This is a genomic window from Micromonospora sp. WMMD730 (genome assembly GCF_049178955.1).
Classification (GTDB): Bacteria; Actinomycetota; Actinomycetes; order Mycobacteriales; family Micromonosporaceae; genus Micromonospora; species Micromonospora wenchangensis.
Genome location: NZ_JBMHML010000002.1, coordinates 2,680,430 through 2,695,422 on the forward strand (window position 1 = coordinate 2,680,430; position 14,993 = coordinate 2,695,422).

Annotated in this window: 12 protein-coding genes; all 12 read left to right on the plus strand. The window is 72.0% G+C overall.

Annotation, left to right across the window (positions count from 1 at the left end; all coding sequences use genetic code 11):
- Positions 1-373: 373 nt before the first annotated feature.
- The 12 genes from araB to ACN265_RS11695 all read left to right on the plus strand — a co-directional run bounded on the left by araB (position 374) and on the right by ACN265_RS11695 (position 14,980).
- Complete coding sequence (gene araB / locus ACN265_RS11640; RefSeq protein ID WP_204923075.1) at positions 374-2,071, plus strand: ribulokinase; 1,698 nt, start codon at positions 374-376, stop codon at positions 2,069-2,071.
- The gene (locus ACN265_RS11645; protein WP_088644181.1) at positions 2,068-2,745 is read left to right on the plus strand and encodes an L-ribulose-5-phosphate 4-epimerase; all 678 of its coding nucleotides are present in this window, start codon (positions 2,068-2,070) and stop codon (positions 2,743-2,745) included. The genes araB and ACN265_RS11645 overlap by 4 nt, the downstream gene beginning before the upstream one ends.
- Before the next feature lie 166 nt (positions 2,746-2,911).
- The gene (locus ACN265_RS11650; protein ID WP_377685245.1) at positions 2,912-3,928 is read left to right on the plus strand and encodes an ABC transporter substrate-binding protein; all 1,017 of its coding nucleotides are present in this window, start codon (positions 2,912-2,914) and stop codon (positions 3,926-3,928) included.
- A gap of 62 nt (positions 3,929-3,990) precedes the next feature.
- Positions 3,991-5,538: a sugar ABC transporter ATP-binding protein gene (locus ACN265_RS11655; RefSeq protein WP_421407362.1), complete on the plus strand. Its 1,548-nt coding sequence runs from the start codon at positions 3,991-3,993 to the stop codon at positions 5,536-5,538.
- On the plus strand, positions 5,535-6,605 hold the full coding sequence (locus ACN265_RS11660; RefSeq protein ID WP_377685321.1) for an ABC transporter permease: 1,071 nt from the start codon (positions 5,535-5,537) through the stop codon (positions 6,603-6,605). The genes ACN265_RS11655 and ACN265_RS11660 overlap by 4 nt, the downstream gene beginning before the upstream one ends.
- Entirely contained in the window at positions 6,602-7,594 is a 993-nt protein-coding gene (yjfF, locus tag ACN265_RS11665) for a galactofuranose ABC transporter, permease protein YjfF (RefSeq protein WP_357935509.1), read from the plus strand. The genes ACN265_RS11660 and yjfF overlap by 4 nt, the downstream gene beginning before the upstream one ends.
- 31 nt (positions 7,595-7,625) lie before the next feature.
- Positions 7,626-9,131 (plus strand): L-arabinose isomerase, encoded by a 1,506-nt coding sequence (gene araA / locus ACN265_RS11670; protein WP_420117255.1) that lies wholly within the window; start codon positions 7,626-7,628, stop codon positions 9,129-9,131.
- A gap of 6 nt (positions 9,132-9,137) precedes the next feature.
- Positions 9,138-10,160 (plus strand): LacI family DNA-binding transcriptional regulator, encoded by a 1,023-nt coding sequence (locus ACN265_RS11675; protein WP_232376994.1) that lies wholly within the window; start codon positions 9,138-9,140, stop codon positions 10,158-10,160.
- A gap of 249 nt (positions 10,161-10,409) precedes the next feature.
- A complete protein-coding gene (locus ACN265_RS11680) occupies positions 10,410-12,689 on the plus strand; it encodes an FAD-dependent oxidoreductase (RefSeq protein ID WP_357935503.1) in 2,280 nt (759 codons plus the stop codon).
- Complete coding sequence (locus ACN265_RS11685; protein ID WP_088644175.1) at positions 12,686-13,006, plus strand: putative quinol monooxygenase; 321 nt, start codon at positions 12,686-12,688, stop codon at positions 13,004-13,006. The genes ACN265_RS11680 and ACN265_RS11685 overlap by 4 nt, the downstream gene beginning before the upstream one ends.
- Entirely contained in the window at positions 13,003-14,292 is a 1,290-nt protein-coding gene (locus ACN265_RS11690) for a cytochrome P450 family protein (protein ID WP_421407367.1), read from the plus strand. The genes ACN265_RS11685 and ACN265_RS11690 overlap by 4 nt, the downstream gene beginning before the upstream one ends.
- A 16-nt stretch (positions 14,293-14,308) precedes the next feature.
- Entirely contained in the window at positions 14,309-14,980 is a 672-nt protein-coding gene (locus ACN265_RS11695; protein WP_421407369.1) for a TcmI family type II polyketide cyclase, read from the plus strand.
- Positions 14,981-14,993: the final 13 nt, after the last annotated feature.

Consider the following 14,993-nt stretch of genomic DNA (forward strand, 5'->3'; position numbering starts at 1 on the left):
GCGGGTGGCGGCGAAGGCCGTGTGGTCCGTCTCGGGCGGACGAGGGCCGTGGTCCGTCGCGCGGGCACGGCAGGTGGACGCGACGACGCCGGTGGACCGGTCGCCGCCCGTCCGGCCCGGCTCCGGGCCCGCCGCGCGGTCGCCACGAAGTTTGGAACCGCCCGCGCGGGCGTGTCAAGGGTCGGCCCGACCGAACGGATGTGACCGCTCACCTGTTCGGCGCATGTCGGCTGTTCGATGGCTGGTCGGAGCGGTGATCGTGGATGCCGTGCCGGGGCCGCTCAGGATGGTTACGGCAGTGTTACATGGATGCGCCTTGACGGATTCCATGTGAGCGCTAACACTTGCCCCCAACGATTGAACGGAGAACGGCATGGATGCAGGCGCGAAGCCGCAGGACCGGTACGTCGTCGGCGTCGACTACGGCACGCTGTCGGGTCGGGCGCTGGTGGTGCGGGTCGGCGACGGCGCCGAGCTGGGCACGGCGGTGCACGAGTACCGCCACGCGGTGATGGAGACGACGCTCGCCGCCGACGGCCAGCCCCTGCCGGCCGACTGGGCGCTGCAGGACCCGGACGACTACCGCGAGGTGCTGCGCCGGGCGGTGCCCGCCGCGCTCGCCGAGAGCGGCGTCGACCCGGCCCAGGTGGTCGCCATCGGCATCGACTTCACCGCCTGCACCGTGCTGCCCACCCTGGCCGACGGCACGCCGCTGTGCGAGCTGCCCGACCTGCGTACCCGGCCGCACGCCTGGGTGAAGCTGTGGAAGCACCACGCCGCCCAGCCGCAGGCCGACCGGATCAACGCGCTGGCCCACTCCCGGGGCGAGTCCTGGATCGGCCGCTACGGCGGCAAGATCTCCGCCGAGTGGCAGTACGCCAAGGGGCTGCAGCTGCTGGAGGAGGACCCGGAGATCTACGCCCGCGCCGAGCGCTGGATCGAGGCCGCCGACTGGATCGTCTGGCAGCTGTGCGGCGTCGAGACCCGTAACGTCTGCACCGCGGGCTACAAGGGGCTGCTCCAGGACGGCCACTACCCGTCGCCGGCGTACCTGTCCGCGCTGAACCCGGGCTTCGCCGACTTCGTCGCCAAGATCGACGGGCCGCTGGCGCAGCTCGGCACGCGGGCCGGCGGCCTCACCGCGCAGGCCGCCGCCTGGACCGGGCTGCCGGAGGGGATCGCGGTGGCCGTCGGCAACGTCGACGCCCACGTCACCGCCGCCGCCGCGCAGGCGCTGACCCCCGGCCGGCTGGTCGCCATCATGGGCACCTCCACCTGCCACGTGGTCAACGGTACCGAGCGGGCCGAGGTCGCCGGCATGTGCGGCGTGGTCGACGGCGGGATCAGCGCCGGTTCCTGGGGCTACGAGGCCGGCCAGAGCGGCGTCGGCGACATCTTCGGCTGGTACGTCAAGCACGCGGCCCCCGCCGGCTTCGACTCCCACGAGGCGCTGACCGAGGCCGCCGCCGCCCAGCCGGTCGGCGCGCACGGCCTGGTCGCCCTGGACTGGTGGAACGGCAACCGGTCGCTGCTGGTCAACCACGACCTCAGCGGGGTGCTCGTCGGGCTGACCCTGGCCACCCGGCCGCCGGACGTCTACCGCGCGCTGCTGGAGTCCACCGCGTTCGGCACCCGCATGATCATCGAGGCGTTCGCCGAGGCGGGCGTCCCGGTCGACGAGCTGATCGTGGCCGGTGGGCTGACCGGCAACAGCCTGCTGATGCAGATCTACGCCGACGTGACCCGGCGTCCGCTGGGCATCATCGGCTCGGCGCAGGGCCCGGCCCTGGGCTCGGCGATCCACGCGGCGGTCGCGGCCGGCGCGTACCCCGACGTGCCGACCGCCTCGGCGGCGATGGGCCGGGTCGACCGCGAGGTCTACCGGCCCGACCCGGAGCGCGCCGACGCCTACGACGCCCTCTACGCCGAGTACCGCCGGTTGCACGACCACTTCGGCCGGGGCGGCGACGACGTGCTGCTGCGGCTGCGGGCGATCCGCAACGCCGCCCGCCGTCCGGCCGTCGCGCCCGCCGCCGAACCGACCACCGACCCCCTGGAGGTGCCGGCATGACCCTCGACCTCGACGCCGAGGTGGCCCGGCTGCGCGAGCAGGTGGCCACCCTGCACGGCGAGCTGGTGCGCTACAACCTGGTGGCCTGGACGGCCGGCAACGTCTCGGCCCGGGTGCCCGGCCGGGAGCTGATGGTGATCAAGCCGAGCGGGGTGTCCTACGACGACCTGCGGCCCGACAACATGATCGTCTGTGACCTCGACGGTGTCGTGGTCGACGGCGACCTCTCGCCGTCCAGCGACACCGCCGCCCACGCCTACGTCTACCGGGCGATGCCCGAGGTCGGCGGCGTGGTGCACACCCACAGCGGGTACGCCACCGCCTGGGCCGCCTGCGGCGAGGCGATCCCGTGCAACCTCACCGCCCAGGCCGACGAGTTCGGCGGCGAGATCCCGGTCGGTCCGTTCGCGCTCATCGGCGGGGACGACATCGGCAAGGGCATCGTGGCGACCCTGTCCGGGCACCGCTCACCGGCGGTGCTGATGCGCAACCACGGCGTGTTCACCATCGGCCGGGACGCCCGCGCGGCGGTGAAGGCCGCCGTGATGTGCGAGGACGTGGCCCGCACCGCCCACCTGGCCCGGACGCTCGGCACCCCGGTGCCGATGGCCCAGGCCGACATCGACTCCCTCTACGACCGCTACCAGAACGTCTACGGGCAGTCGGGGCCGTAACGCCCGACCGCCCGTCCTCGCCACCGGTCCGCCCCGGCGGACCGGTCGATCCACCGCAACCCGATGCACCACCCCTGGAAGGTCCGGTCCGTCCGGCGTGCCGTGCCGGCCGGTCCTTCCGCGCACGCACCATCCCCCACCTCATCCCCGTACAAGGAGTCTTCACATGGCGAAGACCGGTATTACCCTCACCCGGCGCGGCCTCGGCGCGATGCTCGCCGTCGGCCTGCTGGCCGGCGGACTCGCCGGCTGTGGCAACAGCGACACCGGCGGTGACGACAAGAGCAGCGGCGGCAGCGGCAACGGCAAGCTCGTCATCGGCTTCTCGCAGGTCGGTGCGGAGAGCGGCTGGCGCACGGCGAACACCAACTCCATCAAGGAGTCGGCCGCCGAGGCCGGCTACGAGCTGAAGTTCGACGACGCGCAGGGCAAGCAGGAGAACCAGATCAAGGCGATCCGCAACTTCATCCAGCAGAAGGTCGACGTGATCGCCTTCTCGCCGGTGGTGGAGTCGGGTTGGGACACCGTGCTCAAGGAGGCCAAGGACGCCAAGATCCCGGTGATCCTGACCGACCGGGCCGTGGACTCGGCCGACAAGAGCCTCTACAAGACCTTCATCGGCTCGGACTTCGTCAAGGAGGGCAAGCTCGCGGGCGAGTGGCTGGTCAAGGAGAAGGCGTCCGCGGCCGGTCCGGTGAACATCGTCGAGCTGCAGGGCACCACCGGTTCGGCGCCGGCCAACGACCGCAAGAAGGGCTTCGCCGAGGCGATCGCCGCCAACCCCAACCTGAAGGTCGTCGCCTCGCAGAGCGGTGACTTCACCCGGGCCGGCGGCAAGCAGGTCATGGAGCAGTTCCTCAAGGCCAACCCGAAGATCGACGTGCTCTTCGCGCACAACGACGACATGGGCCTGGGCGCGCTGGAGGCGATCACCGCGGCGGGCAAGACGCCCGGCAAGGACATCACCATCATCACCATCGACGCGGTCAAGGACGGCATGCAGGCGCTTGCCGACGGCAAGTTCAACTTCATCGCGGAGTGCAGCCCGCTGCTCGGCCCGCAGCTGATGGACCTGGCCAAGAAGGTCAAGGCCGGCGAGGAGGTCCCCGCCCGGGTCGAGACCGAGGAGACCACCTTCACCCAGGAGCAGGCCAAGGCGGCCCTGCCCAACCGGAAGTACTGATCCGACCGGAGGCCGCCGCGTTCGGCGCGGCGGCCTCCGCTTCCGACGAAAGGTTCGGTGGGATGTCGGAGAGGCATCCGGTCCTGACGATGACCGCGATCAGCAAGATCTTCCCCGGGGTCCGCGCCCTCGACGGCGTCGACCTGCGGCTCTTTCCCGGTGAGGTGCACGCCCTGATGGGCGAGAACGGCGCCGGGAAGTCAACCCTCATCAAAGTGCTGACCGGCGTCTACGGCACCGATTCCGGCACCATCACCCTCGACGGCGCACAGGTCTCCTTCTCCGGCCCGATGCAGGCCACCGCCGCCGGGGTGAGCACCGTCTACCAGGAGGTCAACCTCCTGCCGAACCTGTCGGTCGCCGAGAACATCTACATCGGCCGGGAGCCGCGCCGCTTCGGCGCGGTCAACTGGCGCGAGATGCGCCGCGGGGCCAAGGACCTGCTCGCCCGCATCGACCTGGACATCGACGTCACCGAACTGCTCGGCAACTACTCGCTGGCCGTGCAGCAGATGGTCGCCATCGCCCGCGCCGTCGACATCCGGGCCCGGGTGCTGATCCTCGACGAGCCGACCTCCAGCCTGGACGCCGACGAGGTGGCCCAGCTGATGCGGATCATGCGGCAGCTGCGCGACGACGGCATCGCGATCATCTTCGTCACCCACTTCCTCGACCAGGTCTACGCCATCGCCGACCGGATCACCGTGCTGCGCAACGGCCGGCTCGTCGGCGAGTACCTGACCAGCGAACTGCCCCAGATCGCGCTGGTGGAGAAGATGATCGGCAAGGAGCTGGACGCCCTGGAACGCCTCGACGAGGCGACCAGCGGCGAGGACCGGGCGGCCCTGGAGTCGGGCACCCCGCTGGTGGCGGCCGACGGGCTCGGCCGGTCCGGTTCCGTCGCGCCGTTCAGCCTCACCATCCACCAGGGCGAGGTGGTCGGCCTGGCCGGTCTGCTCGGCTCGGGACGTACCGAGGTGGCCCGGTTGTTCTTCGGCGCGGACCGCGCCGACGCCGGCCGGCTCTGCGTGGACGGCACCCCGGTGACGATCCGCAACCCGGTGGCCGCCATCGACCGGGACATCGCGTTCTGCTCCGAGAACCGCCGCACCGAGGGACTGGTCGGCGAGCTGTCGGTGCGGGAGAACATCATCCTCGCCATGCAGGCGGCCCGGGGCTGGCTGCGGCCGTTGCCGCGTCGACGGCAGGACGAGCTGGTCCAGCACTGGATCAAGGCGTTGAGCATCCGGCCGGCCGATCCGGAGATGCCGGTGCGCAACCTGTCCGGCGGCAACCAGCAGAAGGTGCTGCTGGCCCGGTGGCTGATCACCGAACCCCGGCTGCTGATCCTCGACGAACCGACCCGGGGCATCGACATCGGTGCCAAGACCGAGATCCAGCGCCTGGTCGCGCAGCTCTCCGACGGTGGGATGGCGGTGCTGTTCATCTCCGCCGAACTGGAGGAGGTGCTGCGGCTGAGCCACAAGGTCGCCGTCATGCGGGACCGGCAGCTGGTCACCGAGATCACCAACGACGACACCCTCGATGCCGCCCGCGTCATGCAGGTCATCGCCAGCGGCAGTTCCCCGGAAGGGTCGGTACCGGCATGAGCACCGTACGGGCCCGCGCTGCGGGCATCACCGGTCACCGGCTGTTCTGGCCGCTCGTGGTGCTGGTGCTGCTGCTGGTGGCGAACGCCGTCTACCGGCCGAGCTTCCTGTCGGTCGAGCTGAAGAACGGCCACCTCTACGGCAGCCTGATCGACATCGTCCGGCTCAGCGCCCCGCTGATCCTGGTCGCCCTGGGCATGTCCCTGGTGATCGCCACCGGCGGCATCGACCTGTCGGTGGGCGCGGTGGCGGCGGTCGCCGGCGCGGTCGCCTGCCTCTACATCAGCGAGCAGCCCGACCAGAACAGCCTGGGCGTGGTGCTCACCGCGGTGGCCCTCGGCTTCGGCGTCGCCCTGGTGCTCGGGGCCTGGAACGGCATCCTGGTCGCCGGGATCGGCATCCAACCGATCATCGCCACGCTGATCCTGATGGTGGCCGGCCGGGGGCTCGCCCAGCTGATCGCCGAGGGGCAGATCATCACCATCAACAGCGGGCCGTACAAGGTGATCGGGGTGGGGCACGTGCTGACCCTGCCGTTCGCCATCGTCATCGCCCTCGCGGTGACCGTGCTGGTGGCGGTGCTGACCCGACGTACCGCGCTCGGCATGATCATCGAGTCGGTCGGCGGGAACGCCGAGGCCAGCCGGCTGGCCGGCATCCGCTCCCGCCGGATCACCTTCCTGGTGTACGTGGTGAGCGCCGCCTGCGCCGCCATCGCCGGGTTCATGATGACGGCCAACGTCTCCAGCGCCGACGGCAACGCGGTCGGCCTCTGGGTCGAGCTGGACGCCATCCTGGCCGTGGTCATCGGCGGCACCGCGCTGGCCGGCGGCCGGTTCTACCTCGGTGGCACCGTGGTCGGCGCGCTGCTCATCCAGACCCTGACCACCTCGGTCTACGCCATGAACATCGACCCGCAGACGTCCCTGCTGTTCAAGGCGGTCGTGGTGATCGTGGTCTGTCTCATCCAGGCCCCGGCCTTCCGGGCGCGGTTCCGCCGTCGGCGCAGCGTCCCGGTCACGCCGGTGGAGCCGGTCGGCACAGAGAAGGAGCAGGTTCCGGCATGACCACGACCCCGTTGGCCGCCCGCCCGGGGCGTGCCTGGTGGCGGGTGCCACCCCGGCACGTACCGGTGCTCGCCACCGCAGCCCTGCTGCTGGTGATGTACTCCATCGGTGTTTCGCAGTACCAGGCGTTCTCCAACATCCAGGTCGTCTTCAACGTCTTCATCGACAACGGCTTCCTGCTGGTCGTCGCGGTCGGGATGACCTTCGTGATCCTCACCGGCGGCATCGACCTGTCGGTCGGGTCGGTGGTGGCGATGACCGCGATGGTGTCGGCCTCGTTGCTGGGCAACGGGCTGCACCCCGCCGTGGTGCTGGTGATCGCACTGCTGATCGGCCCGATCCTCGGCTTCGCGATGGGCTGCGTGATCCATTTCTTCGACATCCAACCCTTCATCGTCACCCTCGCCGGGATGTTCTTCGCCCGGGGTGTGTGCACCTGGATCAGCACCACCTCGATCCCGATCACCGACGGCTTCTGGACCAGCACCGCCCAGCACCGCATCCACCTCGGCGAGAACTTCGTCTCGGTAGGCGCGCTGATCGCCGTCGCGGTGGTGGCCGTGGCGGCGGCCGTGCTGGCGTACACCCGGCTGGGCCGCAACGTGTACGCCATCGGCGGCAACCAGCAGTCCGCGCTGCTGATGGGCCTGCCGGTAGGCCGTACGAAGATCGCGGTCTACACGATCAGCGGGCTCTGCTCGGCGATCGGCGGCATCCTGCTGTCCTTCTACACCCTGTCGGGTGCCCCGCTCATCGCGGTGGGCATGGAGCTGGACGTGATCGCGGCGGTCGTCATCGGCGGCACCCTGCTCACCGGCGGGTCCGGCTACATCTTCGGCACCCTGCTCGGGGTGCTGGTGCTCAGCATCATCCAGACGTTGATCACCTTCGACGGCACCCTCAACTCGTGGTGGACCAAGATCGTCATTGGTGGCCTGCTGTTCGTGTTCATCCTGCTCCAACGCCTCGTCGGCATCCGCACCAAGTAACCCTCGCCAGCCCCACCGGAAGGCAACGCCCATGACCAACCCATCCCCGGTCGCCGAGGTCTGGTTCCTCACCGGCAGCCAGGGCCTGTACGGCCCGGAGACCCTGCGCCAGGTGGCCGAGCAGTCCCGGCGGATCGCCGAACGACTCGACGCCGACCCGGCCGTCCCGGCCCGGGTGGTCTGGAAGCCGGTGCTGACCTCCAGCGCCGAGATCCTCGCCGTCTGCCGCGACGCCGCCGTACAGGGCGCGGTCGGGGTGATCGCCTGGATGCACACGTTCTCCCCGGCCAAGATGTGGATCTCCGGGTTGGACGCGCTGCGCACCCCGCTGCTGCACCTGCACACCCAGGCCAACGTGGAACTGCCCTGGTCCGAGATCGACATGGACTTCATGAACCTCAACCAGGCCGCCCACGGCGACCGGGAGTTCGGGTACGTCCAGACCCGGCTCGGTGTCGCCCGCAAGACCGTCGCCGGGCACGTCAGCGACCCCCGGGTCGCCGCCCGGATCGGCGCGTGGACCCGGGCCGCGATCGGGCACGCCGAGATGCGCTCGCTGCGGCTGGCCCGCTTCGGCGACAACATGCGCGACGTGGCCGTCACCGAGGGTGACAAGGTCGAGGCCGAGCTGCGCTTCGGCGTCTCGGTGAACACCTACGGGGTCAACGACCTGGTCGAGGCCGTCGACGCGGTCGCCGACGCCCGCATCGACGACCTGGTCAAGGAGTACGACGGCAGCTACCGGCTGGTCGACGCGCTGCGCCCCGGTGGCGACCGGCACGACTCGCTGCGCTACGCCGCCCGGATCGAGGCGGGGCTGCGCGACTTCCTCGACGCCGGTGGCTTCCGCGCCTTCACCACCAACTTCGAGGACCTCGGCGGGCTGCGGCAGCTGCCCGGCCTCGCGGTGCAGCGGTTGATGGCCGACGGGTACGGCTTCGGCGGCGAGGGCGACTGGAAGACCTCGGTGCTGGTGCGCACGCTCAAGTCGATGTCCGTCGGCACCACCGGCGGCACCTCGTTCATGGAGGACTACACCTACGACCTCACCCCCGGCCGGGAACTGGTGCTCGGGGCGCACATGCTGGAGGTCTGCCCGACCATCGCGGCGGCCACCCCGAACGTCGAGATCCACCCGCTGGGCATCGGCGGCCGGGAGGACCCGGTCCGGTTGGTCTTCGACGCCCAGCCCGGCCCGGCCGTGGTGCTCGGCCTGGCCGACATGGGGGAGCGGTTCCGGCTGGTCGCCAACGAGATCGACGTGGTCGCGCCGCCGTACCCGCTGCCGAAGCTGCCGGTCGCCCGCGCGGTGTGGCGGCCCCGGCCGGACCTGGCCGGGTCGGCGGAGGCATGGCTCACCGCCGGCGCCCCGCACCACACGGTGCTGTCCCAGGCCGTCGGCGTCGAGGAGCTGCACGACCTCGCCGAGATGGTCAGCACCGAGCTGGTCGTCATCGACGCCGACACGACCCCCCGCCGGTTCGCCGACGAGCTGCGCTGGAACCAGGCCTACTACCGCCTGGCCCGGGGTTTCTGACCCGCCATGGGCCAGCAGCGGCCCGAACGCGCCGCGGTGATGAGCGACGTCGCGCAACTCGCCGGGGTGTCGCACCAGACCGTGTCCCGGGTGCTCAACAACCACCCGAGCGTTCGGCCGGAGACCCGGGAACGGGTGCTGCGTGCCGTGCACCAGCTCAACTACCGGCCCAACGCCCTGGCCCGGGGGTTGGCCGGCCGCCGTTCCCGGGTCATCGGCGTGGTCAGCTTCGACACCATCCTGTTCGGGCCGGCGGCCACCCTGCTGGGCATCGAACGGGCGGCCCGCGCCGCCGGGTACGGCATCAGCATCGTCACCCTGGAGCGGCTGGACCGTAGCGGGATGCGCTCGGCCATCGACGCGCTGACCGAGCAGTCGGTGGCCGGCGTCGTCGTCATCACCCCGATGATGACGGCGTCGGTCGCCGTGCACGGCCTGCCCACCGGGGTGCCCGCGGTGGTGGTCGAGGCCAGCGGGGAGCGCGGTGAACTGCCCAGCATCTCCGTGGACCAGGTGGCCGGGGCCCGGCTGGCGGTGCGGCACCTGCTCGACCTCGGCCACGAGACGGTCTGGCACATCGCCGGGCCCCGGGACTGGCTGGAGGCCCGGGACCGGGTCGACGGCTGGCGGCAGACCCTGGAGCAGGCGGGTCGCCGCGTCCCACCGGTCATCGTCGGCGACTGGAGCCCCCGGGCCGGCTACGAGCTGGGGCAGTCCCTGGTGGAGCGCCCCGACGTGACGGCGGTGTTCTGCGCCAACGACCACCAGGCGCTCGGCCTGCTGCGCGCCCTGCACCAGCGGGGCGCGCGGATTCCCGAGGACGTCAGCGTCGTCGGCTTCGACGACATCCCCGAGGCCGAGTACCTCTCCCCGCCGCTGACCACCGTGCGGCAGGACTTCGACGAGGTCGGCCGCCGGTGCGTGGCGGCCCTGCTGGAACTCTTCGACGGCACCGGCGCGGGCACCCCCCGCCCCCAGGTCGAGCCGGAGCTCGTCGTCCGCGCGAGCAGCGGCAACCGCCGCCCCTGACCCGCCCGCCCGCGTCGGCGGGCCCCCTCGGCTGCGCGGTGCCGCCCCGCGATCCGTACCCGGTGGTGGCAGTGCGCCCCTGAGCCGGGCCGGTGGGTCGTCCCGCTGGCGTCAACGCGCGGCGACCCGGGTCGGCCCGCCGGTGACGGCGGGGTGACGTGCGCTGCGACAGGGTCGGACGGCGACGGCCGGTGCGGGTGTGCCGGCGGTCGGGACCCCCGTCTCGGGCAGGCCGTCAAGGGAGACCCCATGATCAGGACAATGCTCCGGGTCCGCGCGCGTCCCGGCGCCGAACAGCGCGTCCGGTCGGCGTGGCGGACGGCCGCGGCGCAGATCGGCGCACTGCCCGGCAACCTGCGCCGGGAGCTGTTCCTCGACGCCAACGACCCGCACACGTTCGTGCTCGCCACCGAGTGGGCCGACGACGACGCCCTGCGCGACTACGAGAACGGCCCGGTGGCCGCCCGCCTCGCCGCCGCGCTGCGCGACGGGTGCGAACCGGCCGCCGCCGACGACCACCGGGTGATGCGCGACGAGCCGGACGGGGACCCGACGCTCCTGGTGGACGTCGAGGTCACCGTCCCGGCCGACCGGCTCGCCGAGTTCCACCGGGGCCACGCCGAGGTGACCGCCCGGATGGCCGGGGTCCCCGGCTACCTGCGCGAGGAGCTGCTGCGCGAGCCCGACTCGGACGTCCACCACATCTTCGCCGAGTGGCGTTGCGCGGCGGAGTTCCACCGCTGGGTCGCCAATCCGGCCCACGCGCGGGAGGAGGCCGGGCCGATCGCGCCGTTCCTGCTCGACTTCCGCCGCCGACTGTTCCACCCCACGACCCGTCCCGGCGTCGACCGGGCAGCCAGTACCGGTAGGGAGACCGACGTGCACACGACAACGGACGTACTCATCGTCGGGGCGGGGCCGACCGGGCTGACCGCCGCCGTCGAGCTGGCCCGGCGCGGCATCGACTGCCGGGTGGTGGAGAGGTCGGTCGCCCCGCCCGGCCAGGCCGACAAGGCGATCGGCGTGCACTGCCGCACCATGGAGATCTGGGCGGAGCAGGGCATCGTGCGGGAGGCGATGGACGCCGGCAGCTGGCTGACCGGCAACATGGTGTTCGTCAACGGCACGCAGACCCACCGGATGAGCTGGGAACTACCCGGCCTGCCGTACGCGCACCTGGGCCTGCCCCAGTACGAGACCGAGCGCATCCTCACCGAGCGGCTGGCCACCCTCGGCGTCCGACCGCAGCGCGGCGCGGAGCTGACCGGGTTCACCCAGGGCTCGGACGGCGTGCTGGCCACCCTCACCCTCGCCGACGGCAGCATCCGTACCGTCCGGGCGCAGTACCTGATCGGCGCGGACGGCGCGCACAGCCGGGTCCGTGACCTGCTCGGGTTGACGTTCTCCGGTGGGCTGGGCCGGTTCCCGCAACTGTTCATGCTCGCCGACGTCGACGTGAACTGGGACATGCCCGACGGGCACCTGCTGCGGTTCCTGCACGAGACCGACGGGCAGATGGACGGCATGCTGGTCTGCGTCCCGCTGCGTGGGGAGGGCCGGTACCGGATCGCGACCCTCGCGCCGCCCCGGTTCTTCGCCCAGACCGGCGGCCGGGACGCCCCGCCCGGGTTCAGCGAGGAGCTGGCCGAACCGACCCTCGACGACGTGCAGGCGGCGCTCACCCGGTTGGCCCCACCGGGCACCCGGGCGGCGAACCTGCGCTGGTCGTCGGTGTTCCGGATCAGCCACGGCATCGTCGACCGGTACGGCCACGGCCGGGTCTTCGTCGCCGGGGACGCCGCCCACCTGCACCCGCCGGCCGGGGGACAGGGGATGAACACCGGCATCCAGGACGCCTGGAACCTGGCCTGGAAGGTGGCGCTGGCGGTACGCGGGATCGCCGCCCCCGGCCTGCTCGACAGCTACGAGGCCGAACGCCGCCCGGAGGGCGAGGAGATCGTCGGCCGCGCGGTACGGATGGCGTTCACCGACGAACTGGACCGCGCCGACCTGGAGCGGCAGTTCCTCCAGGAGATGTCCATGTTGCTCAGCTACGCCGACAGTCCACTGGTCGGCGAGTGTGTCACCGACCCGGACGGGCTGCGGGCCGGCCCGCGTCCCGGCGACCGCGCCCCCGACCTGGGCGGGTTGCGGCGGCAGGGGGTGGGGCATCCGCTGCGGCTGCGTGACCTGACCGCCGGCCCCCGGCACACCCTGCTGCTCTACGCCGACGCCTCGGCCGACCCGGTGGCGGTGGCCGCCGTGCCGGGGCTCTGCGCCGACGTCCGCGCCCTCACCCGGGGTGAGGTCGACGCGTACCTGCTGGTCAGCCCGGACGCCGAGGTGCCGGGGCTGCCCGCACCGCCGGTGGTGGTCGACGCCGGGGGCGAGTTCCGCACCGGGTACGGGGTGACCGGCACCGCCCTGTACCTGATCCGCCCGGACGGGCACGTCGGCTTCCGCAGCCAGCCGATCGACGCCGACGCGCTGCGCAAGAACCTGCACCTGGTCTTCGGTGGTGCTCGATGACGCCCGTGCGCACGGTGCTCGCCATGCGTACCCGGGAGGGCTGCGCGGAGCGGTTCGAGGCGGAGTGGCTCTCGGCGGCGGAGCAGATCCGGCAGCTCGACGGGTGCCTGCGCCAGGACCTCGTCCGCGACGCCGACGACCCGCGAAGCTACCTGATCATCAGCGACTGGGCGGACCGGGAACGGTTGGACGCCTTCGGCCGCAGCGAGCACCGCGACCGGCTGCTGCGGGTGGTACGCGACCTGCGGGAATCCGCCGAACGACACACCTACCAGGTGCTGCACAGCATGCCCAGCGCGCCCGAGGAGACGAGATGACCGAGCCGCTGCCCGCCGCACAGCTCTACACCGAGCAGTTCGCCGTCGACCCCTACCCGTCCTTCGCCCGGCTGCGCGCGGACGCGCCGGTCTGCCCGGTCAGCTCACCCCGGTTCGACTCCTACCTGCTGACCCGGTTCGACGACGCGCGTACAGCGCTGACCGACCCCCGGCTGTCCAAGGACCTCTACGGCCCCGGGCAGCACTACCTGCAGATCTTCGGCCCGAACTCCGAGGCGCTGAACCGGAACATGCTCAACTCGGACCCGCCGGAGCACACCCGGCTGCGCCGGCTGGTGTCGCAGGCGTTCGCACCCCGCCGGATCGAGGCGTTGCGCCCCCGGGTACGGCAGATCGTCGACGACCTGATCGACGGGTTCGTCGCCCAGGGCCGGGCCGAGCTGATGCACGACTTCGCGATCCCGCTGCCGATGGTGGTGATCTGCGAACTGCTCGGGGTGCCCCTGGCCGACCAGGACCGGGTGCTGGACTGGACCCAGGTGATCCGTACCTCCGGGTCGTCGCGGCGACCGCCGGCGCAGGAGCGGGCGGCGGTCGGCGAGGCGCAGGTGAGGCTGCACCACTACCTGGCGGAACTGGTGGCCGCCAAGCGGGTCGCCCCGGCCGACGACATGATCAGCGCGTTGATCGACGCCTGCGACCAGGAGGGCAGCCTGTCCGAGGCGGAGCTGGTCACCACCACCTTCCTGCTGCTGTTCGCCGGGCACCAGACCACCGCCGACTTCCTGGGCAACGCGACGGTGGCCCTGCTGACCCACCCCGACCAGCTCGACCTGCTGCGCGACACCCCGGAGCTGCTGCCCTCGGCGATCGAGGAGCTGCTGCGCTTCGACGGCCCGCTGCCGGTGGCCAGCCCCCGGGTCGCCACCGAGGACGTCGAGTACGGCGGGGTGCGCATCCCGGCCGGGTCGATCGTCGGCGTGGTGCTCAACGCGGCCAACCACGATCCGACGCACTTCGTCGACCCGGACCGGCTGGACCTGCGCCGGGTCCGGGGCCCGCACCTGGGTTTCGGTCACGGCGTGCACTACTGCCTCGGTGTGTCGCTGGCCCGGATGGAGGCCCAGATCGGCCTGGCGGCGCTGCTGCGCCGGCTGCCCGGGTTGCGCCTGGCCGTGCCGCCCGCCGAGCTGCGCCGGTTGCCGGCGGCGTCCCCGTTCCGGGGCCTGCTGGAGCTGCCGGTGCGGTTCGCACCCTCCGCCCCGCCGGTGTCGCACCCGCCGGCCAGTCGTCCCCGCCCCACCGAGCCGACCCGTACCGCCTGAATCCCGAGGAGTTCCGATGACCTTCCGCAACGTGATCGTCTGTCGCATGGTGCCGGGCAGCGAGCAGACCGTCGCCGACGTGTTCGGGTACTACGACCGGACCACCCGCCCGCAGGACCTCGGCGTGGTCGGGCGGACCCTGCTGTCCTTCCACGGCCTCTACATCCACCTGATCGAGCGCAACGCCGATCCGAGGGTGACCGGGCAGACCCGGGGCCTGCCGGCCTTCCAGCAGATCGCCGAGCAGATCGCCCCGTACGTGACGCCCTACCCGAGGGACTGGAAGAACCCGTCGGACTCGGTGGCGAAGGAGTTCTACTCATGGGCGTCGGCCGACCCGCCGGCCGCCGGGGGCGAGCCGAGCCGGACGGTCATCGTGGCCCGGATCAAGCCGGGCGCGGAAGCCACGGTGGCGCAGATCTTCGCCGAGTCCGACGCGGGCCCGCTGCCGGCCACGATGGGGGTCACCGGGCGGTGGCTGTACTCGATCGACGACGTCTACCTGCACGTGCTGGAGCGGGTCGGGGAGGCGTTCGACGGGGCCGTGCGGCAGGGCCACGACCAGCCGGCGTTCGCCAAGATCATGGACGATCTCAGCCCGTACATCAGCCCGTTCGACCCGGACACCTGGGGCAGCCCGCCGGACGCGGTGGCGACGGAGTTCTACCGGTGGCGGGCGCAGGACTGAGCCGGTCGGCCGG

What these genes read in the sequence shown, in the direction of transcription:
- araB (WP_204923075.1), top strand. Translation starts at nt 374, where the DNA reads ATGGATGCAGGCGCGAAGCCGCAGGACCGGTACGTCGTCGGCGTCGAC.
- ACN265_RS11680 (WP_357935503.1), top strand. Translation starts at nt 10,410, where the DNA reads ATGATCAGGACAATGCTCCGGGTCCGCGCGCGTCCCGGCGCCGAACAG.
- ACN265_RS11660 (WP_377685321.1), top strand. Translation starts at nt 5,535, where the DNA reads ATGAGCACCGTACGGGCCCGCGCTGCGGGCATCACCGGTCACCGGCTG.
- araA (WP_420117255.1), top strand. Translation starts at nt 7,626, where the DNA reads ATGACCAACCCATCCCCGGTCGCCGAGGTCTGGTTCCTCACCGGCAGC.
- ACN265_RS11685 (WP_088644175.1), top strand. Translation starts at nt 12,686, where the DNA reads ATGACGCCCGTGCGCACGGTGCTCGCCATGCGTACCCGGGAGGGCTGC.
- ACN265_RS11650 (WP_377685245.1), top strand. Translation starts at nt 2,912, where the DNA reads ATGGCGAAGACCGGTATTACCCTCACCCGGCGCGGCCTCGGCGCGATG.
- ACN265_RS11695 (WP_421407369.1), top strand. Translation starts at nt 14,309, where the DNA reads ATGACCTTCCGCAACGTGATCGTCTGTCGCATGGTGCCGGGCAGCGAG.
- ACN265_RS11645 (WP_088644181.1), top strand. Translation starts at nt 2,068, where the DNA reads ATGACCCTCGACCTCGACGCCGAGGTGGCCCGGCTGCGCGAGCAGGTG.
- ACN265_RS11690 (WP_421407367.1), top strand. Translation starts at nt 13,003, where the DNA reads ATGACCGAGCCGCTGCCCGCCGCACAGCTCTACACCGAGCAGTTCGCC.
- ACN265_RS11655 (WP_421407362.1), top strand. Translation starts at nt 3,991, where the DNA reads ATGTCGGAGAGGCATCCGGTCCTGACGATGACCGCGATCAGCAAGATC.
- ACN265_RS11675 (WP_232376994.1), top strand. Translation starts at nt 9,138, where the DNA reads ATGGGCCAGCAGCGGCCCGAACGCGCCGCGGTGATGAGCGACGTCGCG.
- yjfF (WP_357935509.1), top strand. Translation starts at nt 6,602, where the DNA reads ATGACCACGACCCCGTTGGCCGCCCGCCCGGGGCGTGCCTGGTGGCGG.